The following is a 24,776-nucleotide window of genomic DNA, read 5'->3' on the forward strand; positions in this document are numbered from 1 at the left end:
GATCTTTATATCCTTTTCCCAGGTATTCCAGCTCTTAAAATATTATTTTCACCATTCTCCTTTTTCAAGATACTTTGTTCAGCCTGCATTCTTTGATTACAGTCCTACTCAGCTTCAAGGATAATGAGAAAAATGTTTTTCCTAAATCAGAATATAAGTACTCTTTTATACACGATCTATCACTTTTTGTAACACTTCAAATGTTTTTTCCACAGAATCCAACTTTACTTTTTCTCTTGTGGAGTGTGGATAGCGTATAGTCGGTCCTATGGAAGCAAGTTGCATATGGGGATACTTCTCTCCTAGCACACCACACTCAAGTCCGGCATGGATCGCCATCATTTCACTCTTTCCAAATATCTCTTTCATCTGATAGCTTACAAGATCTGTAAATGCATTTTCTTCAGGTTTCCATGCAGGATACTTGTCTTCAACCAATACATCAAAACCATAAGCTTCAAAAAAGTGTATAATCTCCTCTGTAAGAACTTCAAGGGCTTGCATATCCATTGCTCTTGCACTTGTCTCTATAGTAAGTCCGCCTTTTTCATCTGCCGTGATAATAGCAAGATTGATACTTACATCAGGAATACCAAGTTCCTCATTTTGCGCACGTACACCATGTTTGAAGTGATGGATAAGCTCTATTGCTTTTTGACCTTCCCTAAGTACCAAAGGTTTTTCATTCAGTTTACGGACTTGCACATCTCCACTATTTTTCAAAGTTATTTCACTTCGTACAATTGCCACAGCATTGGCAGGAATAGAATTACGACGTTCTCCCGCATAGATACTTACCAACTGTGTAATGTTGTTATCATACAAATATTCACCAAGGATTTTGATCGCCGAAGGGATACCTTTATCTATGTCTACACCGGAGTGACCGCCAATGAGCCCTTTGACTGCCACCTCATAACAGCTACCCTTTCCCTCCATATATGTATCTTTTTTAGTTGCCGTAATATCTGCACCTCCGGCACAGCCTATGTATACCTCTGCTTCATCTTCGCTGTCAAGATTCAGCATATACCTACTCTTTAGATCAAAAGCTACTTCATTCGCACCTATGAGTCCTACCTCTTCATCTGCAGTAAGCAAAAACTCAAGCTCTTCTCCCTCATCCATCAACTGCATCATCATCGCAATGGCCATACCGTTGTCTGCTCCCAATGAAGCGTTTTTGGCCTTCATCCAGCCATCCTCTTCGTAGACTTCTATTGTAGGTGCTTTACCCATACAGACCATATCATAGTGTGCTTGAAGACAAAGGGTTGGATTTCCTTTGAAAATGTAAATATTTTTGACCTCATCAACTTCAACTTTATAACCTCTGGTTTTAGCGAAATCAACTAAAAAATCCAAAAGTTTATCTGCTTCTTTGCTGCAGTGGGGTATCTGAGTAAGGGTTTTAAAATGATTGATAATTGAAGACATGATTTTGTCCTTTTTAGGACAGATTATAGCAAAATCATCTAATGATGAAGAAGAAAAGATGGATCAGGTCAATCAGACCTTAAAAGCTTCTCCTTTCGAAAATTCAAAAGGAGAAAACTCATATTAAAATTTATATGTCAACCCTACCGTGATCACATCAAAGACAAAATCTCCGCCTTCATCCCACTCATCACCATCGAATTCATTATCGTCCCAGAGTCGTGTATAGTCTACAAATGCAGAAATATTATCGGTGACTGTAGCACTTGCACCTATACCCCATTGGAAACCTGAATCAGAACTAGAATCATAATCATCCTCAAACTTAAGTTGACCATATCCTAAAAGACCATATACTGTAAACACATCATTGACAGCATACATTGGCTTCACATATAATCCGATATTGGTTGAATCAACATTTTCATCAAACCAATCCTCTACATTCATCGTATAACGACCTTCAACAGCAACATATTGGTTAAATTGATATCCGGCAAGTAGGTTAACTCCATAGACAGAATATCTAAAATCTGTATCTGTAGTTTCGAAATCATCCCAACCAAAACGTAAAGATGCTGCACCAATTCCTGCATAAAAACCGCTGTTATCTGCAACTGGTGCTGCTACTTCTACCACTGGTTCTACTACTGGCGTTATATCCCCACCTGCTATTGCTAATGTACCCATTGCCATTACAGCGGCTACTGAAAGTGTAAATTTTTTCATTTTATCTCTCCTTATCTTCTTGTTTTTTGTGTTTCCACATTTTTGAGTATAACAAATAAATGTGCCAAAAATGTGCCAAAATGGAAATTTATTAAAAATTAACCCTGATAGCAATCATAGATAAGAGAGACTCTTTTTTATCATTGGAACGCCTCTTCAACAAAGCTAAATAAGCTGGCTACAGCAGTTGGCTCATACGACCCGTCGTATTTTAAACACTGTCTCTTTCGAACCAAATAATTTATTTCTAAAATTATAGTACAATCACATAAAAACAGGATATTTTATGTGCCTCATCGTCACTATCATCATGCTTGTACTCTCCATACAAAACCTTATGCAGCACCAATGGCTTACAGGCATAGTACAACTGCTCATTGCTCTTGGATTTTTAGTGTTACTCTTACGAAATATCCAAAAAGCAAGATGTGATAGAAACGGGGGTTGTGACAATGGATGTATGATCACCGGTTGGGTATCTAAACTGTTTAAGAAGAAGGTAGACTAATGGAACATTTTTTCACTTGCCCTTACTGCTGGGAACGTATCTCTATGATACTGGACTCTTCCGAAGAAGAGAGTGAATACATAGAAGACTGTGAAGTATGCTGTCGTCCAATAGAACTGTTTTTTGGATTTTCCGGCGAAAAGCTAGTAAGTTTTGAGACAAGAAGAATGGAGGGGATCTAAAACTTGTAGGGGCAGACTCCTATGTCTGCCCGTGGTTTCATACACAAAATCAAATCACAAATTGACCAAAGATCGATACATGGGTCAACCCCTACGATGCACCTACAAATGCAAACCGCTCCACCATTTCCCCCTCTACCTCAACTTTTTCCACAAACATATCATAAGGTCGCACCCATATTCCCTCATCACCATACAGTGCTCTATAAACCACCATCCACTCTTCTGTTTCAGAGTGTTGGGCAGTGGTCAGAACTTCATAAAGATGCCCTTTATAATGTCTATATAAACCTTTTTCCAATATCATTAAAACCCTTTGTTCTAGAATTTTTTTCCCACATAAAAATCATATACCCAGGCAGATACAGCATTAAGCTCTTCTTCACTCAGCTTTCCTTTAAGTGAAGGCATGAGATCAAATCTCTCCAGTGCCATTGCCTGACACATACTCTTGTCAAGATGCGGGTATATCACATAATCTTTAATAAATGCGATAACCACAGCTCTATGGATCTCATCATCTATATCTTCAACGATCTTTATATTCTTTTTAAGTTGCCCGGAAACCTCTACCATAGGAGGTGCTTTAAGTGTTTTGAATACCTTTTTGGTCTCCTCTGCAGTGATCATCTTGATATGACAGGAAGCACAGGCTTTATCAAATACCTTTTCTCCATCGATTTTTTCTTCTGCACAAAGAAGTACTGCAGCAGCTGTAAAAAGCAATATTAATATCTTATCCATCTGTTTTCCCTATTTATATCGATATTTAGTATTCTACCATCTCATTATGAAAATTGAATAATTTATGATAAAATATTTTTATATATCTTAAAAGAAAGCTTGGCAAAATGAAAAAATAGATGGAGAAAAAGAATCATCTCTGCAATGATCAACGGCGGGGAGAAATAATTTTTTCCCTTCTCTCAACTCCTTTTTGTCAGCTTCTTGGTCAATACATATTCAGTCACTCCAAAATACTTTTTGAGTACAATAATTACCAAGTAAACATCAAAAAGGAGTCTTTATGCCAAAAAATATTTTCAATTGTCCACTGCCTGATGAAAAAGGCTATTTTGGGGAGTATGGAGGTAGTTTTATCCCACCGGAACTTCAAACTATTATGGATGAGATCACTGCTTCCTATGAAGAGATCCGTCAGGATCCTGAGTTTCTTGATGAATTAACCGATCTTTATCAACATTATGTTGGACGTCCAAGCCCTGTTTTCCATGCCAAGCATCTCTCCGAGAAATACGGTACGAATATCTATCTCAAACGAGAAGACCTGAACCATACCGGTGCCCATAAAATAAACCACTGTCTTGGGGAAGCTTTGCTGGCTAAAAAGATGGGCAAGAAAAAGCTCATAGCGGAGACAGGTGCAGGACAACACGGTGTTGCATTGGCCACTGCTGCTGCCCTGGTCGGATTGGAATGCGATATTTATATGGGTGAAGTCGATATGGCAAAAGAGCATCCGAATGTGGTACGTATGCATATTTTAGGTGCAAATGTGATCCCGGCAACCCATGGACGCAAAACACTCAAGGAAGCTGTCGATACAGCATTTGAGAACTATCTGAAAGACCCGGTTACACAATTCTATGCCATCGGTTCTGTAGTGGGGCCTCACCCTTTCCCCAGAATGGTAAGAGATTTCCAGTCCATCGTCGGCGTGGAAGCAAAAGAACAGTTCCAACAGATGACAGGAAAACTCCCTGACAATCTGGTTGCCTGTGTAGGCGGCGGTTCCAATGCAATGGGGCTCTTTACTGCATTCATCAATGATGAAACAGTAACCATGCATGGTGTAGAACCGGCAGGAAGAAGTCTTGATATCCCGGGAGAAAATGCCGCAACAATGACACTGGGGAAACCGGGAGTGATGCACGGCTTCAAATCATACATGCTTCAGGATGAGAACGGTGAACCGCAGGAAGTATACTCCGTAGCAAGCGGTCTGGACTACCCTTCCGTAGGGCCGCAGCACGCTTATCTCAAAGATATTGGCCGAGTCAATTATGCTACTATCAACGATAAAGAAGCCATTGATGCATTCTTTGAACTCTCCAGAGAAGAAGGGATCATCCCTGCTATCGAGTCAGCACATGCTGTTGCCTATGCATTAAAGTTGGCAAAAGAGCCGAATATTGGTACCATTCTCATCAACCTTTCCGGCCGTGGAGATAAAGATATTGATTTTGTGGTGGAACATTATGGAAAAGAGTATGGGATTAATTAACATATTAATCCCCCCTGTAGGGTGCGTTTTCCAACGCACCCTACTTACACCATCCTTCCTATTCAGAGCATAGAAACACATACAAACCTTTAATTTTATGATTTAAAATCAGGAGTGATTTACTGCTCTATTAAAGTATTATAAAACTCTACATACTTCGTATCACCCTCTTCTCTTGCTTTTATTGCAGATCTTGGATGTTCTACAAGTTGGCCAGTGATCATATAGGGAATGCTGTAACCCCAGTCCAGCTCTTTTTCCAGAGGAACAATGAATTTCTCTATGAACTCCAATACCGGCAGTTGCTTGTATTTTGGATTTTTCAAAAAGCCGATAAGCAGTTCCATTGGACAGTTCCCTGCCCCTCTTCCCAGTCCAGATATCGTACAGTCCAGGAAACTTGTACCGTACATCATCGCCTCTATGGTATTTGCATAGGCAAGCTGTATGTTATTATGGGCATGGATCCCTACCTGCTTACCATTAGGTTTTGCCACATCCAGGTATTTTCCTGTAAGCTTCTTTATCTGTTCAGGGTAGAATGACCCAAAGGTATCGGCGATGTAAATGACATCCACATTTGTTTTGCCAAGTATATCAAGTACTTCATCCAGCTCATTATTAACCGACTTGGCAATAGCCATCACATTTACCGTAGTCTCATACCCTTTGGCATGTGCTTCTTCTATAAGTTCTATGGCTTCAGGTATCTGGTGAATATAGGTCGCTATCCTGATCATATCTACCACAGATTCCTCTTTAGGCAGCAGCTCCTCTTTTACGGTTCTACCTATATCTGACATAACTGCTATTTTCATATCGGTATCATTATTACCAACAATACGTCTGATATCTTCTTCTTTAGAGAAGTTCCACGCACCAAACTCTTCTTCACACATCAGTGTAGGAGAATTGTTTTTCCCTATCTCCATATAGTCAACACCGGCAGCCACACAGGTATCGTAAACACCTTTGACAAATTCATCTGTGAAGTGGTAATTGTTCACCAAACCACCGTCTCTTATGGTACAGTCAAAAACTTTTATATCTTCCCTGGCAAGAAGCATAGATCCATGTTTTTCCAGCATGAATTATCCTTATATCATTAAATTAGAAAAATAATATCGTGTTATCGTTTGTGTTTGTATTAAAGAGTTGGTAATTTGAGATATTTTTGTGTAAGTTGGGAAATTGTAGGTCGGGTTGCCCTCATCCCGACATGAATTGGCATAAAATAAAAATTGCCATGTTATATATATATTTGGATTGTCGGGATCAGGGGAACCCCGACCTACACCCTCATCATCTAGCGATGGATTATTATTGATTTATGATTTGAATTGATGTATGCATTACCACGTGCAACGTGGTAACGAGTTAAAAATAAAAGGTGCGTTGGCAAACGCACCCTATTTAAACTGCATAATACGTAGCATTCCTATGATGCACCACCAAAGCTGTCGTACTCTGCTCAGGATGTATCTGGAAAGTTTCACTCAGTTCTATACCGAACTCTTCAGGCTTGAGCAGGTCGAAGATAATTCTGCTTTGCTCCAGATCCGGGCATGCCGGGTAACCGAAGGAGTATCTGGCTCCCTGGTATCGGTTCATTCTTACATCACGCAAGGTATGTCCTTCGTCTTCTGAGGCGATATTCAAATCCAATCTTATCTGCTTATGTGCTACTTCTGCCAAAGCTTCGGCCAGTTCTACTGAGAAGCCGTGTACCATGTTGTACTCCAGATATTTACCTGCATCGTAGAGCTCCTTTTCATAGGCTGAGAACTTCGGTCCTGCACTGACACAGGTCAAGGCAATGACATCATGTCTGTCATGATGGAAGAAATCACTGAGTGCCCGGTGTGGTTTTCGTCCCTGTCTAGGGAAAGAGAACTCATGGACCGCTCTGCCGACAATGTTTGCCAGAGGCTCCCTGTTGGCATTTGCATCTACATTCCACCCTTCACTCTCATCAAAAAGTATCAACTCCTGGTCATTGCTTCTGCATGGATAGTAACCGTAGATGATGGTAGGTTCAAAAAGATCTTTCTCTATAAACTCTCGTTTTAAACGTTCATAGGCAGGATAAACTGTTTTATCAAGGAGTTTTTGGTACTCCTCTTTACTCATACCCTTGCTTTTGTAACCCCAATGCATCTTGATAACTGTTTTCTGGTTTACCCAGCTAAAGACCATATCCAGATCCAGATCTTCTTTTTTAAGTACCCTTCTTCCCCAGAACGGCGGTGTAGGTACCGGTGCCGGCTCCGGCATTTTGATCTCTTCAAAAGGAGGGATGACTACCTCTTTTTTGGCCTTCTTCTCACGTTCGACCATATCTCCTGCCAAACGGGTATCCAGTCCGACACTTGGGTCTTCATTGTACTTTTCTATACGACTCATAGCAATGACCCCGTCAAACGCATCACGACAGTAGAAGATAGGACCTTTGTAGATGGGACGGCAGAAGTCATCCACAAAACTGCGTGTCAATGCAGCACCGCCTAACAGTACCGGTATCTCCATACCCATCTCTGCCATCGCTTCAAGATTGTCTTTCATGACTGCTGTGGACTTTACCAGCAATCCACTCATTCCTATGGCTTGTACATTGTGTTCCCTGTGTGCTCCAAGGTAGGTTTCCAGATCTGTTTTGATCCCTACATTGATGACTTTAAAACCGTTATTTGAAAGAATGATATCTACCAGATTCTTCCCTACATCATGCACATCCCCTTTGACCGTACCGATGACCAGTGTCGTATCTGTCTCTTTCTCCTGCTTGGTCAAATATGGGTTCAGATAATCCACAGTTGTCTTCATGGTCTCCGCTGACTGCAGAACAAACGGCAACTGCATCTGCCCCGAACCAAAAAGTTCACCTACGACTTTCATCGCATCTATAAGTATCTCATTGACGATATGGTCCGGGTCTATCTCTTTTCTGGCCTCTTCAACCAGAGGTATCATACGCTCTTTGTCACCGTCAAGGAGCAGTTTGGAGATCTTCTCTTCATAGCTCATTGCTTCATACTCTTCATCTGTAGCAGAATCATCTACGGTTTTGTCTGAAAAATGTTCGATGAACTTAAAGAGTGACTCATCATCAGGATGGAACAACAGCTCTTCACAGATATCAATATCTTCCTGGCTCATCTTTGCCATAGGAATGATATGTTTTACATTGATGATCACCGATGTCATTCCCGCCTGGATACAGTGGTGCAAAAAGACTGAATTGAGATAGATCCTCGCATTCTTATCGAGTCCGAACGAGATGTTGGAAAGTCCCAGTGTAGAACCTACTTCAGGGTGTCGTTTATGCAGTTCGCGTATGGCTTCAAGCGTTTGTATGGCTGCATCACGGTACTCCAAATCACCTGAACCCACCGTAAAAGTAAGCATGTCAAATATGAGATTTCTGGGATCAATGCCGTGACGGTTCACGCAGAGGTCATAGATACGTTCTGCCATAGCAAGTTTGTCTTTTGTCGTCTTTGCCATCCCTGTCTCATCAATGGTCAGACAGACCAGTGCTGTTCCGTAACGTTTGGCCAACTGACAAATGGCATCAAGTTTCTCTTCCCCGTCTTCAAGGTTGACTGAGTTGATGATGGGCTTTCCGCCAATACATTTCAACCCTGCTTCCATCGTGTTCACGCGGGTGGCATCAGGCATAAGCGGCAGAGGTATCTTTTGGTTATATAACTCCATCACTGCTGCCATATCTGTAGCACCGTCACGCCCTGCAAACTCTACATTCACATCAAGACAATGTGCTCCATCGCGTACCTGTGCCTGCCCTACCGTTAAAGTTCCCTCATAATCTCCAGCGATAATGAGCTCCCGGAACGCTTTAGAGCCCGTAGCATTACTTCTCTCACCTATAAGTAAGGGTGCCGGTTTTTGAAACAATTCGACACTGTTGAAAAGTGAAGCAATACTTGGTTCTATACTCCCTGTTGGCTTTTTAGGTTTTATAACTTCTACAGCTTTTTTAAGTGCCTGTATATGTTGTGGTGTTGTTCCGCAGCATCCACCTAAGAAACTTACTCCATCAAAGGCTGTGAACTCCAACTGTTTTTCAGTGAATTCATCCGGTCCCATAGGGTAATAGGTATACCCTCCACGGTTTTGGGGAAGTCCGGCATTGGCATGTACTGAAATAGGTATGGCACAAAGTTCACTCAGTGTCTTAAGATGTTTTTTTACCTGGTCCGGCCCTGTACCACAGTTGAAACCAAGCGATAGAATGTCAAACGGTTCCAAGATCGTTACGATGGTCGTTGCATCTGTACCGATAAGCATAGAACCACTAAGTTCTATCGTTACAGAGACCATAACAGGCAGTTCAACTTCTCTCTCTTTATTTGCATCCTGACAGGCATGCAGTGCTGCTTTTATCTGTAGCGGATCTTGACATGTTTCCAAAAGGAAGAGATCACATCCACCATCAATAAGACCCAATGCACAAAGTTTATACCCTTCATACATTTCATCATAATGAATATGCCCTAAGGATGGCAGTTTTGTTCCCGGGCCTATGGAACCCAGTACAAATCTGGGTGCTTCATCTGTACCATATTCTTCACATATCTCTTTAACAAGCAATGCACCTTTTTTTGAAAGTTCATACGCACGTTCACCCATTTGATATTCATCAAGTACCCATGGCATTGTTCCAAAAGTATTGGTTTTAATAAGGTCTGCTCCAGCCATCGCATAACGTTTATGTATACGTTTTATAAGATCAGGAGCAGTATCATTAAGAAGTTCATTACATCCCTCCTGATCCGTACCCTTATCATCGATCCAGGCTTCTTTTGGTACTTCAAGATCTTGTATCTGTGTACCCATGGCACCATCAATCACTAAAATACGTTCTTCCAATAATGAATTTATCGTTTCATCAATAGACAAAAAACTTCCTTTAAAGGGGTATTACATCACCAACTCTGAAGAGCTTAATATTCAAGGCAGTGTTTTCACCCGTATATAATGTTGTAATTGTAGCAAAGTATGGAATAAATCTAATTAAAGAAGCAACTATCTTGTCTCTTATAACTATATAAGCTATAGATGGATATTATTACAAAGTATATACATTGTAAAAACTAAACTCATTGTGAAGTGAGGACAGAAAGTCATGGGTCTTATATAAAGATTGCCAGATTGCCTAATTGTATTCTGAGATATATCCTTTCTTGTTTCTACTCAAAACTGCTGAACTTCCAATGCTAAAAATCCTCTGAATAATGGAGCTACATATGGGACAAACTATAAAAAATATTATTACCGGTAAAACAATTACGAAACCTGAACCTATAGATGAAGAAGTGATCTTTGATGGCGGTGTGATGATCACAGAGACAGATACTGCAGGGATCATTACTTATGCCAATCGTAAATTCAGAGAAATGACAGGCTATTCAAAAGAAGAACTGATCGGTTCACCGCACAGTATCAACAGACATCCGGATATGCCAAAAGCTGCTTTTAAAGGTATGTGGGAAACAATTAAAGGCGGGAACTACTGGGAAGGCTTTGTCAAGAACATGACAAATGAAGGAAAATATTATCTTGTTGTTGTCTGGATCAAACCGAAATTTGATGATAATGGAGAAATTATTGGCTATATTGCAGGAAGAAAGATCCCGGATAAAGACTCTATGCAGAAAGCCCTCTCCCAATATAAAGAGATGGTTGCTGCTGAGTAATCAGCAGCTTTTTTACATTAGAGACTTTTTTTTGCTTCTTGCAAAGCAGCGATCACCGCATCAATATTCGTTTTAGGGATATGCACTTTCCAATCCGGTTCTCCGGCATCAGCCTGAAGAGAGATACCGATACTTGCTACACTTTCACTACCCTTCCCATAAGGCTCAACTATGGTTGTAATAGAGATTTTTCCATCTTTTGTGCTTCCAAGTGCAATTTCATCTATTTTTGTTACTGTCCCACTCATATTAATCCTTTATATTATATAGACTGATTATATCACAATTATTTTCGTTTCAGTAACCCAGCTATCTTTGCTTGCATACGCAACCACATTTTATGGTCTATGGCAGGAAAACCAGCATAGGTTTTTCCTCCTTCAAGCGATTTTGTTACACCGCCTTTACCGGCAATAGTCGCAAAAGCACCTATTGACAGATGACCGGCTGTTCCACTTTGTCCACCCATAACCACATTTCTGCCTAAAGTAGTGGAGCCGGCAAGTCCTACCTGTGCTGCACAAAGCGTATGTTCTCCTACATCACAGTTATGTGCGATCTGTATAAGATTATCCAGTTTGGTACCTTTACGGATAATAGTAGTACCGAATACTGCTCTGTCTATGGTACAGTTTGCCCCTATCTCAACATCATCTTCTGCCACAGCATTACCATTTTGATAGATCTTTACATGCTCTCCCTGTTTTGTATGTGCAAAACCATATCCGTCACACCCGATCACCGTACCACTGTGAATAATACATCTTTTTCCCAGCTTTGTTCCATGATATAGCGTTACATTTGGATGCAGTAATGTATCTGAGCCTATTGTCACATTATCACCGATATAACATCCTGCCAATATAGTTACATTATCTCCAAGTGTAACATTTTTACCAAAATATACACGCTTGTCTATATCGCATCCTTCACCCATATGAGGGTGTTCGCCTTTAGTCTCTAATTTATGTGCAAAGAATTTAGTAGCCAATGCTAATTTCAAGTAGGGCTCATCTGTGATAAGTGCCATAGTCGTTGAGGGTAATAACGCTGCATGTTTTTTCTCTATAAGTACGGCTGCTGCTTTTGTATGAGCTAATTGTGATGCATATTTACTATCATTAAAAAAACTAAGCTGTGTAGGTGTTGCTTCACTTAAAGTATGAATACCATCTATATCTATGTCATTTCCATTAATATCTATGTTAAGTTCTTGAGTAATTTGGGAGAGTTTGTAAGTCATAAAGAGAATCCTTTTATTAAAATAACCCTCGTTCCCACTCTCCTGAGTGGGAATGCATACTTCAATAAAATCAAAGAAATAAGCTTATACTTCTATAGCAAAACTCTTATATGCATGCCCACACAAAGCATGGGAACAAGTTCAGTAGTTAAATTATCTTTCAATAGCCACAACACCACCACGTACAACTTCACTAGGATTATAACGTTGTGCAGCTTCAATAAAATGTTTGATACGGTTCGGTTCATCAGCCACTTGGGCAATAACCATTTCTGTCCCTACATTCACAATACCGCCATTATAGGCAGCACATAATGCCGATATATCACTAAGATTCTCAGCAATAGGGAATTTTACAAGGACCATCTCCTTTTCAACCATCTCTTCATGCTCGATCACCTTATAGACAGGGATAAGCTTATGAAGCTGTTTTGTGATCTGTTCCATCACTTTTGTAGAACCATTGGTCGCAATAGTAATATGTGACATATTGCTGTTAGGGATAGGTGCTACAGTCAATGACTCGATATTATACCCGCGACCGGCAAAAAGTGCTGTGACACGGGCAAGTACAGAACTCTCATTCATTACAATAACAGAAATAACCCGTCTTTCATTTTTAGAATTGGCCATTACTTCTCCTCCCCGTTATTTTCTGTTTTTTGGGGCAACATCATATTGAACAATGCCCCTCCTGACGGAACCATCGGAAGTACATTTTCAAAACGATTTACTGCAACATTCATAAAGCAGACTTTATCTTGCTTAATAGCATCTTTAAGTGCTGCATCAAACTCCTCTTTCGTCGTAACATCATACCCGATGCCCCCACATGCTTCAGCCAATGCTTTAAAGTTTGGCTGGAAAGTCAGATCCGTCTCAGAATAACGTTTCTCATAAAAGAAGGTTTGCCACTGTCTTACCATTCCTAAAAAATGGTTATTCAAAATAATATTGATAACTGGGATCTTATACTCGGCAGCAGTGACCAGTTCCTGCATATTCATCAAGATAGAACCATCACCGGTAATGTTGATAACCGTCTTCTCAGGGCATGCTTTTTTTGCACCGATAGCTGCGGGGAAACCAAAGCCCATTGTTCCCAAACCGCCAGAATTTATCCATTGACGCGGTCTGTCAAACGGATAATGCTGTGCAGCCCACATCTGGTGCTGTCCGACATCCGAAGTGATAATAGCATCTTCACCTATAAGCTCACCGATACGCTCTATAGCCCATTGCGGTTTGATCACCTCATCAGAATCCACATAGGACTGAGGATGAAGTTCATCATAACGCTTGAGTATCTCTCTCCATGCCTGATATCTGTCAGTATCGACATCATCAAGCAGAGGTATCATCTTCTCAAGTACCTGTGTCACATCACCTACAATCGGATAATCCACATCTACCAACTTCGCAATATTGGCAGGGTCAATATCAACATGTATCACATCTGCATATTTTGCAAACTCAGAAAGTTTGCCTGTCACCCTGTCATCAAATCTTGCACCAAGAGAGATGACCAGATCTGTTTCAGACATCGCCATGTTTGATGCGTAATTTCCATGCATACCGAGCATACCGAGAAGGAGTGGGTTTTTCGCACCCAATACGCCTCTGGCCATCAAGGTTTCAACCGCTGGTATCTGTGTTTTTTCTGCAAGCTCCCGTACCAGGTCACTTGCATTTGAAAGAACAACTCCGCCACCGATATACAGCAGAGGTTTTTTTGCAGACTTGATCGCTTCAACTGCTTTTTCTATCTGTCTTTTATTTCCTTTGTAAGTCGGCTTATAACTGGGGATATCTACAGAATCAGGATAGACGAACTCACCGATCTCGACTGTGATGTCTTTTGGAATATCCACAAGTACCGGTCCGGGTCTTCCACTGCGGGCAATATAGAATGCTTCTTTAAGTATACGGGGAAGCTCCTCAAGAGTACGCACTAAAAAATTATGCTTGGTACATGGCCTTGAGATACCTACAGCATCTATCTCCTGAAAACCGTCCGTACCGATAAGGGCCAAAGGTACCTGCCCGGAGATAACGACCAGGGGAATAGAATCCATATAAGCTGTTGCAAGTCCGGTAACCGCATTCGTGAACCCCGGTCCGCTGGTCACCATGGCAACCCCTACTTCACCCGTAGCTCTTGCATAACCGTCTGCTGCATGAACAGATGCCTGTTCGTGACGGTTAAGTATATGTTCAAAACCGTTTTGTTTGTAAATTTCATCATAAACGTGCATGATCGCACCTCCGGGATAACCGAATACGGTCTTAACCCCCTCAGCGATAATTGCTTCACATACCATTTGTGCACCACTCATCTGCATGGTTTACACTCCATTAAATTAGAATTTTTTTGATTATAGCTAAAAAATATTAGATGTGCCTACCTAACTGTACTTTTCTTGATGAAAATCATGAAAATATTCATCTTTTTTTACTATACTTATCAGATGGATTTTACACAAGCAATAGAAATCGCCAAAGATATTTACTGGGTAGGGATGTATCTTAAGAATGACCCTTTTCAATGCCACCCCTATTTCATAAAAAACGGCAAGGAATCTGTATTGATCGATCCGGGTTCCATGCTGGAGTTTGATGCAGTGGTAAAAAAGATCAATTCTATAAGTTCTATGGATAATGTAAAATATATTATTTTACATCATCAAGACCCCGATCTGGCAGCCTCTGTTCCAGAGATGGAAAAACTCATTGACCGTAATGACCTTCGTATCATCACCCATAGTCGTATGGTACCTCTGGTCAAACATTATTTGATACAGTCAGCTTATTATGAGATAGACAAACATCAGTATGAACTGCAATGCGGTAACTTGAATTTAAGATTTTTAACCACACCATATTGCCATTCACCCGGTGCTTTTGTCACCTATGAACAAAAAACAAAAACACTCTTTTCCGGTGATATTTTCGGCGGCCTGGAAGAGTCCTGGGATTTTTTTGCAGGAGATGACTATTTTGAAAAAGCCAAACAGTTCCACGCAGAATATATGCCAAGCCGGGATATCTTTAACTATGCTCTCTCAAAAATAGAAACGTTGGATATGGATCTTATAGCACCTCAGCACGGGTCTATCATTCAAAAGGAGAGGATTGCTCCCCTGATCACTCAGATGAAAGCATTGGAATGCGGACTTTATATTGAAGAGGGCTACAAGGATGAACTCATCTATACGATCGAGGCACTGAAACAAAAAGACCTTGCACTTGTAGCTTCACTTAAACAGCTAAAGGAAAAGGAGGAATTTCTTTTCCAAAAAGCCAAAATGGCAGATATGGGAGAGATGATAGGAAACATTGCACACCAATGGCGACAGCCTCTTGCCATCAACAATACTATTATCTCTATTCTTAAAGAGAAAAGCCAAAGGGAGATACTGGAAAACAGGGAACTTATGAGTAAACTCAAAGAGATGGAAAATAATATTCAATATATGTCAAAAACCATTGATGATTTTATGCGTTTCTACCATCCGGAAAAAACAAAAACGAATTTTTCTGTTTCTGATGTTGTTGATCATGCGCTGACGATCATGCGCCCTATGCTGAACAAAGCAGGAATAGAGATTCTTTTTCAGAACCACAGTTCCTCCTGTGTAAGCGGCTATATGAATGAATACACCCAGGTCGTTGTCTCCATTTTAACCAATGCCAAAGATGTACTGATTCACAAAAAAGTCAAGGATGCTTATATCCGTATCATTTTATCCGAAACAAATACCAGTATTGTACTTACCATCAGCGATAATGCAGGAGGGATCAAAAAAGAACATATACATCGTGTATTTGACCCCTATTTTACAACCAAACACAAATCCATGGGAACAGGATTGGGGCTCTATATCTCTAAAATGATCATTGAAAAAAATATGGGTGGGTCATTAAGTGTAGAAAATACCCGAGAAGGTGCAGTATTCAAAATAACTATGGAGAGGGTCAATGGATAATACAAAGATAGGTGATATTTCTATACTCATTGCTGAAGATGAAAAAAAACTGCTGCATTCAATGGTAGAGTATCTACAGCTTTTCTTTACACATGTGTATACTGCCGAAGACGGTATCAGTGCATATTCTATCTACCAAAAAGAAAAACCAGATATCATTGTTGCTGACATTCATATGCCTCGTATGGATGGCCTCTCCATGATAGAAAAGATCCGTAAAAAAGATAAAGAGACAAAGATCATCATCACTACTGCACACTCGGATAAAGAAAAACTTTTACAAGCTATCGAGTTGCACCTTGTAAAATATTTGGTAAAACCTGTGCAAAGCGATCAACTAAAAGAGATCCTTCTTTCCATTGTAGATGAATTGCGGAAAAAAGATCATTATACCTATCTGAAAGAAGCATTTTATTGGGATAAGACAAAAAAGAAACTCTTTCAAAACGGAAATGAGATCGAACTGAAACCTAAAGAGCAAAAAGTACTTGATCTTCTATGCTCCAAAGCAAATCAAACCATTTCATCGATTGATATTTACAATTATCTGTATGAAGACCAACCCGAACGTGACTTCTCTTCAAATGCAATTACTTCTCTGATGAAACGCATTCGTCATAAACTTCCAAAAGGGACAATAAAAAGCAATTATGGTGTAGGATACATCCTTCAGACAAATTAATCAAAAAAAGTTATTTTGACAAACTTTGACAAACTCTTCTATTATACTTCCAAAAGGAGGTGAAATAGTATCCCCCCTTTGTAATATACTAAAGAAAAACACCTCTAAATGACTGCACTAACTTAATAGGTTTCTTCCGGCCTATTGAATAACAGACTTCACCTTGTATGTCTTTCTTCTTTTTTAAGTTGGTTAGTGTAGGATTTACATCCTTCTAAAGCCACACCCTCACGTAATCCGTCATCTATCACTATGCAACTGTCAAACTCTACAATACTGAAAAGTTGTTTCAGTATAAGTATTCCTGCAGCGATCAGGTCACTTCTCCCGATTCCTACAGTCATTTCCCTCTTTTCAAAAGGCATGGCAAGCAACTTTTCCAAATAGAAATCCAATTCTTCCACTTTCAATGAAGTGCCATTGACTTTTTTTGCATCATATGTTTCATACGTCTGTCCCAGTTTCATAGCTGCAACTGTCGTAGGTGTACCCGCCGTAGCCACAAAAGAATCTACTTTTCCCCGTATCGCATACATTTCTGCACATAACATTTGCATCTCCAACATTTCCGATGGCAGTATATTTTTGATATTTTCAAGCGTTTCATATTGCTGAGCAATCGTTACGATACCTACAGGGAAACTTTTAGAGATGGTCTCATCAGGATAATGGAAAATAAGTTCCGTCGAACCTCCGCCTATATCAACAAGGATAAAAGAATCTGATGCATATTGCAGTTTGGCAAGTCTGTATTTGACTGCCATAAGTGTCAGTCTTGCTTCTTCATCACCTGAAATGATCTCAAAAGAAACACCTGTCTCTTTTTTGATCCTACTTAATACTTCATCAGAATTTGAAGCCTGACGTACAGCCTCGGTTGTTACTGCTCTTATCTCCTGGGAAGAGAAATCGATCTGTGTCTGTGCTTCTTTTATCGCTGCAATGATCCTGGCCTCAGCATCACGGTTTATCACACCATATTGTACCAATCCGTCTGCTGTTTTTACTATTTTTTCAAACTCGGCTATCTGCTTCGCACTATCACAGTCATACTCCAATACACGCAATGTATTTGAACCCAAATCTATGGCTATCACTATTTTCCCTTACGTTCTTCATTGCTCATTGCTACCTGCTCACTCTTTTTAGTGTTCTTCCTTGAAAGTAAAACCGCCCTCTTGCAGTTTCTGACGGATCAACTCCTGATGCTCTTCACCTTTTGTCTCCAAAGCTACCGATACATGGGCATCTCCAAATTCCAAATCTATCGAGGTTCTGTCATACCCTATCTGAACGATATTTGCACCTACCTCTGTAAGTATCTGTGTAAATGACTGCAATGCACCCGGTTTATCTACCAGTGTCACCATCAGCTTCATCTTTCTTGCTGATTTCATCAGTCCTTTTTCTATGATAAGTGCGAGCATCGTTACATCAATGTTCCCTCCGCTGAGTACCACTCCTACCCTGCTGCCTTTTGGCAAGTTCAACTTTCCATGTAACAATGCGGCAACACCGACTGAACCGGCACCCTCTACAAGTACCTTTTGTCTCTCCAGTAAAAAGAGTATGGCTGAAGCTATCTCATCTTCACAGACACTTTCAAATCTATCCACATACTTTAAGATATACTCCAAAGTAACAGGTGAGGTGTCACGTACTGCTATCCCGTCAGCAATGGTCCGTACAGATGTGGTATCAAGCGGTTGTTTTGCATCATAAGAGTTCTTCATTGCAGGAGCACCCTGTGCTGAAACACCGATCACTTTTACCTCAGGCCTGATCGCTTTTGCCGCGACGGACATACCTGAGATCAGTCCTCCTCCGCCTACCGGAACAACAATAGCATCAAGATCTTTAACCTCATCAAACATTTCCAACGCAACCGTACCTTGCCCTGCCATCACTTCATCATCTGTAAAAGGGTGAACAAAATTATAGTTATTCTCTTTCGCGAAGGCTACAGCATATACATAGGCTTCATCATAGTTAGCACCATGAAGAATGACCGTAGCACCAAACTCTTTTACCCCCTGTACTTTTGTTAACGGCGTTGACTCAGGCATGACAATAGTAGCATCTATCCCAAAGTGTTTAGCAGAAAATGATACACCCTGAGCATGATTACCTGCAGAGGCAGCCACAACACCACCTTTCTCTCCACTCTCAATTAACGAGGCTATTTTATTAAAAGCTCCCCTCAGTTTAAAGGCTCCTGTACGCTGAAGATTCTCTTTTTTAAGATAGACTTCATATCCGCTCATCCGGCTCAAAATAGGTGCATAGGAAAAAGGTGTGTGATATACCACCTTTGACACTCGTGCATAAGCTTTTTTTATACTGTTTAAGTCTAACATTATCTTTCCTAAGTCATAATTGGCGCAATTATATCACAATCCTATTTATGGGATAGGGTTAAAACGAAGGATAAAGTATGGAATGTGAATTTCCAACAGTCAATAGTAACAAAGAAGAGATGCAAGAGATATTTAATATGGTTAAAACCATTGCTGTACTTGGGCTCTCTCCGGATGAAAGTAAAGCCAGTAACCGTGTAGCACACTATTTACAAAGTGTAGGTTATAAGATTGTTCCGGTTTACCCTAAAGGAGAGACCATTTTAGGGGAAAAGGTCTACCGTTCACTGGCAGAGATCCCTTTTGAGGTAGACATGGTAGACATCTTTAGAAAACCCGCTGCCTTTGATGCCATAGCAGATGCATGCATAGCCAGAGGAGATATCAAAGTATTTTGGGGGCAAGTTGGACTTGTTAATAATGATGCCGCACAAAAAGCCAAAGATGCCGGGATGAAAGTTGTACAAAATTACTGTAGCATGGTAGAATATAAAGCCTTGGCATACTAAGACTTTTTCTGTAAACACACCCCACTCTTCACATGTTCCGTATGCGGGAATTGGTCATATATTGCTGCTTCTATATACTTTCGTCACTTAACCTAGAATTTCTAAAGTTTAGAATCAGTTAAACAATGATTATTGGGTTTAAAATTAAAGATTTTAGTTTTATTTGAATATACCCGGTTTAAAAATTGACAATTTTCCCATTAGTAATAGAATTAAAGGGATTATATATTATATAAAGATAAAAAAGATGCATGAAACACTTTAAAAAGATACATAAATATATTAAAATTAAAGCAGGTGCTTTTATGGTAAAATTGTAAAATCCTCTAAATATCTTAACTCCCAAACTGAGAGATTGTAAAGAACTGCAGCCTTTCAAAAATTAAAACTTCAGCCATAACTAAAATTAGACTTATATTAGTAATAATAAGAGTCTAAAAACTTTTTTTAAAAAATGATATAATAGTCCTGCTTATTAAACAACATATAAAGTGAGATTCTATGTTAGATGCATTTTTCGAAGTTTTTTTAGCTGATACCCCTGAATCAAAAAAAATTCATTATCATATACGATATAAAGTTTATTGTGAAGAACGCGGCTTTGAAGATAAAGCTTCCTTTTCCAATGCTATGGAAAAAGATGAGTGGGACCAGGATTCCATCCATTTTATTGCAAGGAACAAAAATACCCATGAATGGATAGCTGCTATACGCCTTGTCCCCCACCGTAACAGGAAATTTCCTATCAATAAACACTGTCTTTTTGTCCCTCCATCTGATATTTTAACTTATGAAGCGATGGAAGTCTCCCGTTTATGCATTATTAAAGCTTTCAGATGGGAGGAACAGCCTGAATTGAACAATACAAATATGGTCCAATCTGCCAGAAAACAGAAAGTTGTTCAAAAAACACTGAAAAAAGAACATCAAATAAAACATGCATTAACTTTACGTCTACTGCAAGCTGCCTGGAAATATAGTCTTGAACACAACATCAAATACTGGTACTTTTTAACAACCGGTGCATTGGCTCGAATGCTTAAAAGAGAAAATATTATGCTACAACCTGCAGGCGAAGCCTGTGAACACCGTGGCATACGTTATCCTTACATCGTTATTCTAAAAAAATATGAAGCAAAAATGCTGAAACTTCTGAATAATCCAAATAATGCAAAACCTTTTATCACAGGAGAGAAAGAGAAATTCTATCGTACCTATTCACAATTACATTCATCTGAAAAAAAGGAGTATACTTCCCATGTATGAAGATCTGAGTATTGTTCTTTCCGCTTTTTCATCGATCATTGGTGAAACACATCTGATTACTGATAATGAAGAGCTAGAACGTTACGGAACAGCCACTTTCAAAACCAATAAAAATATACTGGCTGTCCTTCGTCCAGGATGCAGAGAAGAGGTACAGGCATGTGTTAAAATCGCCAATACATACCATATCCCACTCTATCCTATCAGTACTGGATTAAATATCGGGTACGGTTCACGTGTACCTACAGCAGACAATTGCATTATTCTTGAGCTGAAACGGATGAAAAGAATTATAGATTTTAACAAAGAACTTGCCTGTATTACTTTGGAACCAGGTGTTACCCAGGGAGAACTTTATAATTTTTTACAAGAGCAAAACAGTGGCCTGTGGATGGATGCAACCGGAGCATTCTCTACACATAGCATCATTGGAAATATCGCTGAACGTGGATTTGGACACACACCTTACGCCGACCATTTCGCCTATGTCGGAGGAATGGAGGTAGTTCTGCCTGAGGGTGATGTTATCCATACTGGATTCGGTCGTTTTGAAAATGCCAAAGCTGCCGGTATTTACCGCTGGGGGGTGGGCCCTTATATAGACGGATTTTTTACACAGTCCAACTTCGGTATTATTACCCAGGTTACATTATGGCTAATGAAGGCGCCAGAATATTTTCAGAGTTTCTATTTCAGTGTAACGAATGATGCTGAACTTGAAAAGGTGATTGAACTTCTCAAGCCACTCAGACTTGAAGGAATCATTGACAGTGCAATGCATATAGGCAATGACTACAAAGTATTCTCCTCTATCCAACGCTTTCCCTGGGAAAAAGCTGACGGAAAAACAGCTCTCTCAAAAACACTGCTGAATGAATTTGCCAAAAGCTGGGATTTTGGGGCATGGAATGCCTCTGGAGCACTTTATGGTACAAAAGAGGAAGTTGCCTATGCTCGGAAGCGCATTAAGAAACAACTGAAAGGAAAGGTAAAAAAGCTTCGCTTCATTGATGAACGTACCCTCAAACTGGCTGAAACATTGAAAAAACCCCTCCAATGGCTTACCGGTACCAACTTTACAGAAATGCTTAAGATCATTAAACCGGTTTTTGGCATGACCAAAGGTATTCCTACCGATGCGATAATGGCAAGCAGTTACTGGCGGAAAAAAGGGGATATTCCCAAAAATATGGATCCGGATAATGATGGATGCGGCCTTCTCTGGTGTGCCCCTGTTGCTCCAACCAACGGAAAATATGCCATGGAGATGTGGAAGATCACACAAGAAACTCTCTTAAAATACGGATTCGAACCTGCTGTATCCATCACTCTGATCACTGAAAGGGCAATGGACTGTATCATTTCCATCACTTATGACCGTACTATTGAAGGAGAAGATGGAAAAGCACAGGCCTGTCATGATGAATTGTTAGGAAAACTGACTGATGCAGGCTACTACCCTTACCGCCTTGGTATTCAGTCGATGCAGGGGTTACCTATGGCAGAAGAAGCATATATCTCTTTTATGCAGAAACTTAAATCATCACTGGATCCCAAACAGATCCTTTCTCCAGGCAGGTACAGTCCCAAACCACCTAATAAAGTTCTGTAATAGGCCGCCGATAGGACAGGCGGTATAAAAAAAGACCCTATACCAATTTCAAGTAGCACGGGACCCTCTATTTCCAAGAGATAAAGTTCTGCCTGCTCCTTAATTCTTCTTCTGTAAAAACACACCACTCTCCACATGTTCCGTATGGGGGAACTGGTCATACATCGCTGCCTCGACCACCTCATGCGTTTGCATCAATATCTCAAGATCCCGTGCAAGTGTTTCCGGATTACAGGAGATGTAAATGATATGCTCTATATCTGAGATGAGTTCTATGGTTCCTTCATCAAGTCCAGCACAATAAATTTTTACCTTTGCTGACTCATGATAACCAAAAATGATTCAAATGTATTGGTAATATGTTCCTTAATGCTGTATTAGAAAAGAAGTTCTCTGTCTTCATCTTTAGCAAAAAAATAAAAAAGATACAAATTACCTAAATAAATCCAAACAAAGATGGTTAAAAACAGGCTTAAGGAACTAAGTTCCTTAAGCCTATCTATCTGAAACTCTTAATTTAAAACAAAATTATTTGAAATTTTTTTAAGAGTTAATAAACAATGTCATCTATCTTATTGAGAAACTATCCTGAATGAAACTCCACAAGAATAAGATTAGAGGAATATTCTAACACTATCATTAACTTTAGTTATGAATATATATTAAGTTAATAATTAAGTTAATCCCAAATCCCGAAATAGAAAAACAAAAGAATAAGTGAAGATGCCGTAAAATACGAAGAAAGCCAGAGAAAAAGCCCACTCAACGCTTTCACCCAATGGGTGAGCTTTTTCCAGGAGGATAAAAGTATGGCACAAAGTGTTTTAAATTTCACTGTAGAGAGCACCGAAGAGAGACTGACACCCAGAGCAGGAGAGGCAGTCTTTGGAGAGTTTTTAAAAGCAATCAAGCTTGATCGGTTATGCAACCGATATCTTCCTTTACCTAAAAGTAACCGAGGCTACGATCCTTATACCTTTATCCATTCACTTGTTCTAATGTTACACAGTGGAGGCAGATATCTGGAGGATATCCGCACCCTTCAGTCCGATCACGCACTTCAAGAACTACTTGGGATAAAGCATATTCCCACAGCAGACAGTATCGGCAAATGGCTCAAACGCTCCGGCAAAGTCAAGATGTCGGGGATGGAAAAACTCAACCGTACCTTGCTACAACGCTATCTTCGCAGAATAGATGAACCTTTGGTGCTTGATATTGATGCAACCGTGATAGAAAGCCATAAATCTATTGCGTTTACCACCTATAAAATGTTCCCGGGATTTACTCCCATCATTAGGCATCTTAATGGCGGCTATGTGATTCATCAGGAGTTTAGAGCCGGTAATGTAGCACCTGCTGATCATAATCTTGCATTCGTCAAACAGTGTGAAGCACAACTTCCCAAACATCGAAAACTCTCCTATCTGAGAGCCGATAGCGCTTCGTATCAGTCATCACTGTTCAATTATTGCAATAATCGTAATATCATCTATGTGGTAGGCGGGCATCTTGACAGGAGTGTACTGACAAACATTGAAACAATTGATTCCTGGGAACCCCTTAGAACAATAAAAGGTACCGCACATCATCTCAAAGAAGAGGTAGCAGAATTTTACCACACGATGCAGAATACCGATCATGCCTTTCGTATGATTGTGATTAAAAAAACCACCACCCCATTGCTGCATGGCATGGAGGCGTTTCTAAGCCAGGAAGAGAAGCTGGCACTCGCTTCTGAACGTTACAGTGTGATTGCCACCAATGACTTGGAGAAAACAGCTGAAGAGATTGTACGCTTTTACCGACAACGGGGTGATACCAGTGAAAACCGAATCAAAGAACTGAAAAACGGGTTCAATCTGAAGTACCTGCCAACTTCAGACTTTCAAGCCAATGCGCTCTACTTTCATATCGGTACATTGGCATACAACCTGTTCATACTCTTTAAACGTATATTACATGTCAGCTGGCAAAAACACACCATTCAAACCCATTCGCTATAAACTGTATCATATTGCAGGTAAAGTAGTCCATCATGCTCGCCAAATCGTGCTTAAAGTCAATGAAGCGTTTGTGGATATCCTCAATCACATACGGCATCAATGCTATTTGCTCAGTTTAGAGTAGCAACTTCACCACTGCGGCATTCCCTTTATCATTTCTTCTTCAGACAAAGTGACAGGATAGCTATGTCAAAAAATCAGGAAAATGGCTTTAAAAAGAGTATTTGACGCACCACTTTGTTGACATAGGGATACAAAGAGCTCTTTTAAGCACACTTTTTTACAGTTCGGAGACAA

At 40.1% G+C, this 24,776-nt stretch carries 21 protein-coding genes, 2 pseudogenes and 1 riboswitch; of the genes and pseudogenes, 10 read left to right on the top strand and 13 right to left on the bottom strand.

Features of this window, described 5'->3' with window-relative positions; translation table 11 throughout:
• Window positions 1-165: 165 nt before the first annotated feature.
• Window positions 166-1,437 (bottom strand): M20/M25/M40 family metallo-hydrolase, encoded by a 1,272-nt coding sequence (locus ACZ48W_RS03405; protein ID WP_464829925.1) that lies wholly within the window; start codon window positions 1,435-1,437, stop codon window positions 166-168.
• Window positions 1,438-1,560: 123 nt separating this feature from the next.
• Window positions 1,561-2,166 (bottom strand): porin family protein, encoded by a 606-nt coding sequence (locus ACZ48W_RS03410; protein ID WP_464829927.1) that lies wholly within the window; start codon window positions 2,164-2,166, stop codon window positions 1,561-1,563.
• Between the two features lie 286 nt (window positions 2,167-2,452).
• Between ACZ48W_RS03410 and ACZ48W_RS03415 the strand changes: the two genes are divergently transcribed.
• On the top strand, window positions 2,453-2,674 hold the full coding sequence (locus ACZ48W_RS03415) for a hypothetical protein (protein ID WP_464829930.1): 222 nt from the start codon (window positions 2,453-2,455) through the stop codon (window positions 2,672-2,674).
• Window positions 2,674-2,856, top strand: a complete 183-nt coding sequence (locus ACZ48W_RS03420) for a zinc ribbon domain-containing protein (protein WP_464829932.1) — start codon at window positions 2,674-2,676, stop codon at window positions 2,854-2,856. The genes ACZ48W_RS03415 and ACZ48W_RS03420 overlap by 1 nt, the downstream gene beginning before the upstream one ends.
• A gap of 91 nt (window positions 2,857-2,947) precedes the next feature.
• Here the strand turns inward: ACZ48W_RS03420 and ACZ48W_RS03425 are convergent, their stop codons facing one another.
• Together ACZ48W_RS03425 and ACZ48W_RS03430 are read right to left on the bottom strand one after the other, a co-directional pair.
• Window positions 2,948-3,163: a DUF1653 domain-containing protein gene (locus ACZ48W_RS03425; RefSeq protein ID WP_464829933.1), complete on the bottom strand. Its 216-nt coding sequence runs from the start codon at window positions 3,161-3,163 to the stop codon at window positions 2,948-2,950.
• A gap of 14 nt (window positions 3,164-3,177) precedes the next feature.
• A complete protein-coding gene (locus ACZ48W_RS03430) occupies window positions 3,178-3,600 on the bottom strand; it encodes a c-type cytochrome (RefSeq protein WP_464829934.1) in 423 nt (140 codons plus the stop codon).
• A 283-nt stretch (window positions 3,601-3,883) separates the two neighbouring features.
• On the opposite strand from ACZ48W_RS03430, the gene trpB reads away from it, so the two are divergent.
• Window positions 3,884-5,101: a tryptophan synthase subunit beta gene (gene trpB, locus ACZ48W_RS03435; protein ID WP_464829935.1), complete on the top strand. Its 1,218-nt coding sequence runs from the start codon at window positions 3,884-3,886 to the stop codon at window positions 5,099-5,101.
• A gap of 119 nt (window positions 5,102-5,220) precedes the next feature.
• Here the strand turns inward: trpB and ACZ48W_RS03440 are convergent, their stop codons facing one another.
• Together ACZ48W_RS03440 and metH are read right to left on the bottom strand one after the other, a co-directional pair.
• A complete protein-coding gene (locus tag ACZ48W_RS03440; protein WP_464829936.1) occupies window positions 5,221-6,189 on the bottom strand; it encodes an aldolase catalytic domain-containing protein in 969 nt (322 codons plus the stop codon).
• Between the two features lie 325 nt (window positions 6,190-6,514).
• Window positions 6,515-10,021: a methionine synthase gene (gene metH / locus ACZ48W_RS03445; protein ID WP_464829937.1), complete on the bottom strand. Its 3,507-nt coding sequence runs from the start codon at window positions 10,019-10,021 to the stop codon at window positions 6,515-6,517.
• Between the two features lie 183 nt (window positions 10,022-10,204).
• Window positions 10,205-10,281, top strand: a riboswitch (cyclic di-GMP riboswitch).
• An 87-nt stretch (window positions 10,282-10,368) separates the two neighbouring features.
• Here metH and ACZ48W_RS03450 point away from each other — a divergent pair.
• Window positions 10,369-10,818 carry a PAS domain-containing protein gene (locus tag ACZ48W_RS03450; RefSeq protein WP_464829938.1) on the top strand — a complete coding sequence of 150 codons (450 nt, stop codon included), beginning with the start codon at window positions 10,369-10,371 and terminating at the stop codon, window positions 10,816-10,818.
• 17 nt (window positions 10,819-10,835) lie between these two features.
• Here the strand turns inward: ACZ48W_RS03450 and ACZ48W_RS03455 are convergent, their stop codons facing one another.
• From ACZ48W_RS03455 to ACZ48W_RS03470, 4 genes are all read right to left on the bottom strand, one after another.
• On the bottom strand, window positions 10,836-11,066 hold the full coding sequence (locus ACZ48W_RS03455) for a hypothetical protein (protein ID WP_464829939.1): 231 nt from the start codon (window positions 11,064-11,066) through the stop codon (window positions 10,836-10,838).
• Between the two features lie 38 nt (window positions 11,067-11,104).
• Window positions 11,105-12,061 carry a UDP-3-O-(3-hydroxymyristoyl)glucosamine N-acyltransferase gene (lpxD, locus tag ACZ48W_RS03460; RefSeq protein ID WP_464829940.1) on the bottom strand — a complete coding sequence of 319 codons (957 nt, stop codon included), beginning with the start codon at window positions 12,059-12,061 and terminating at the stop codon, window positions 11,105-11,107.
• 153 nt (window positions 12,062-12,214) lie between these two features.
• Window positions 12,215-12,694: an acetolactate synthase small subunit gene (gene ilvN, locus ACZ48W_RS03465; protein ID WP_464829941.1), complete on the bottom strand. Its 480-nt coding sequence runs from the start codon at window positions 12,692-12,694 to the stop codon at window positions 12,215-12,217.
• On the bottom strand, window positions 12,694-14,403 hold the full coding sequence (locus ACZ48W_RS03470) for an acetolactate synthase large subunit (protein ID WP_464829942.1): 1,710 nt from the start codon (window positions 14,401-14,403) through the stop codon (window positions 12,694-12,696). Before ACZ48W_RS03470 ends, ilvN begins: the two co-directional genes overlap by 1 nt.
• Before the next feature lie 126 nt (window positions 14,404-14,529).
• Between ACZ48W_RS03470 and ACZ48W_RS03475 the strand changes: the two genes are divergently transcribed.
• Both ACZ48W_RS03475 and ACZ48W_RS03480 read left to right on the top strand, forming a co-directional pair.
• Window positions 14,530-16,047, top strand: a complete 1,518-nt coding sequence (locus ACZ48W_RS03475) for an oxygen-binding di-iron domain-containing protein (protein WP_464829943.1) — start codon at window positions 14,530-14,532, stop codon at window positions 16,045-16,047.
• The gene (locus ACZ48W_RS03480) at window positions 16,040-16,729 is read left to right on the top strand and encodes a response regulator transcription factor (protein WP_464829944.1); all 690 of its coding nucleotides are present in this window, start codon (window positions 16,040-16,042) and stop codon (window positions 16,727-16,729) included. Before ACZ48W_RS03475 ends, ACZ48W_RS03480 begins: the two co-directional genes overlap by 8 nt.
• Window positions 16,730-16,887: 158 nt before the next feature.
• Here the strand turns inward: ACZ48W_RS03480 and ACZ48W_RS03485 are convergent, their stop codons facing one another.
• Window positions 16,888-17,826, bottom strand: a complete 939-nt coding sequence (locus ACZ48W_RS03485; RefSeq protein WP_464829945.1) for a Ppx/GppA phosphatase family protein — start codon at window positions 17,824-17,826, stop codon at window positions 16,888-16,890.
• Between the two features lie 48 nt (window positions 17,827-17,874).
• Window positions 17,875-19,086, bottom strand: coding sequence for a threonine ammonia-lyase (gene ilvA, locus ACZ48W_RS03490; protein ID WP_464829946.1), 1,212 nt, complete (start codon window positions 19,084-19,086; stop codon window positions 17,875-17,877).
• A 77-nt stretch (window positions 19,087-19,163) separates the two neighbouring features.
• Here ilvA and ACZ48W_RS03495 point away from each other — a divergent pair, with 77 nt between their 5' ends.
• The 3 genes from ACZ48W_RS03495 (at window position 19,164) to ACZ48W_RS03505 (ending at window position 22,473) form a co-directional block, all read left to right on the top strand.
• Window positions 19,164-19,595, top strand: coding sequence for a CoA-binding protein (locus ACZ48W_RS03495; protein WP_464829947.1), 432 nt, complete (start codon window positions 19,164-19,166; stop codon window positions 19,593-19,595).
• Window positions 19,596-20,096: 501 nt separating this feature from the next.
• Complete coding sequence (locus tag ACZ48W_RS03500; RefSeq protein WP_464829948.1) at window positions 20,097-20,861, top strand: PEP-CTERM/exosortase system-associated acyltransferase; 765 nt, start codon at window positions 20,097-20,099, stop codon at window positions 20,859-20,861.
• The gene (locus tag ACZ48W_RS03505; RefSeq protein WP_464829949.1) at window positions 20,854-22,473 is read left to right on the top strand and encodes an FAD-binding oxidoreductase; all 1,620 of its coding nucleotides are present in this window, start codon (window positions 20,854-20,856) and stop codon (window positions 22,471-22,473) included. The genes ACZ48W_RS03500 and ACZ48W_RS03505 overlap by 8 nt, the downstream gene beginning before the upstream one ends.
• Before the next feature lie 99 nt (window positions 22,474-22,572).
• Here ACZ48W_RS03505 and ACZ48W_RS03510 read toward each other — a convergent pair.
• Window positions 22,573-22,770, bottom strand: a pseudogene (locus ACZ48W_RS03510) (tRNA (uridine(54)-C5)-methyltransferase TrmA); the annotation flags it as partial.
• A gap of 512 nt (window positions 22,771-23,282) precedes the next feature.
• On the opposite strand from ACZ48W_RS03510, the pseudogene ACZ48W_RS03515 reads away from it, so the two are divergent.
• Window positions 23,283-24,603: pseudogene (locus ACZ48W_RS03515) on the top strand (IS1380 family transposase).
• Window positions 24,604-24,776: the final 173 nt, after the last annotated feature.

The sequence above is a fragment of the Sulfurovum aggregans genome (assembly GCF_055385215.1).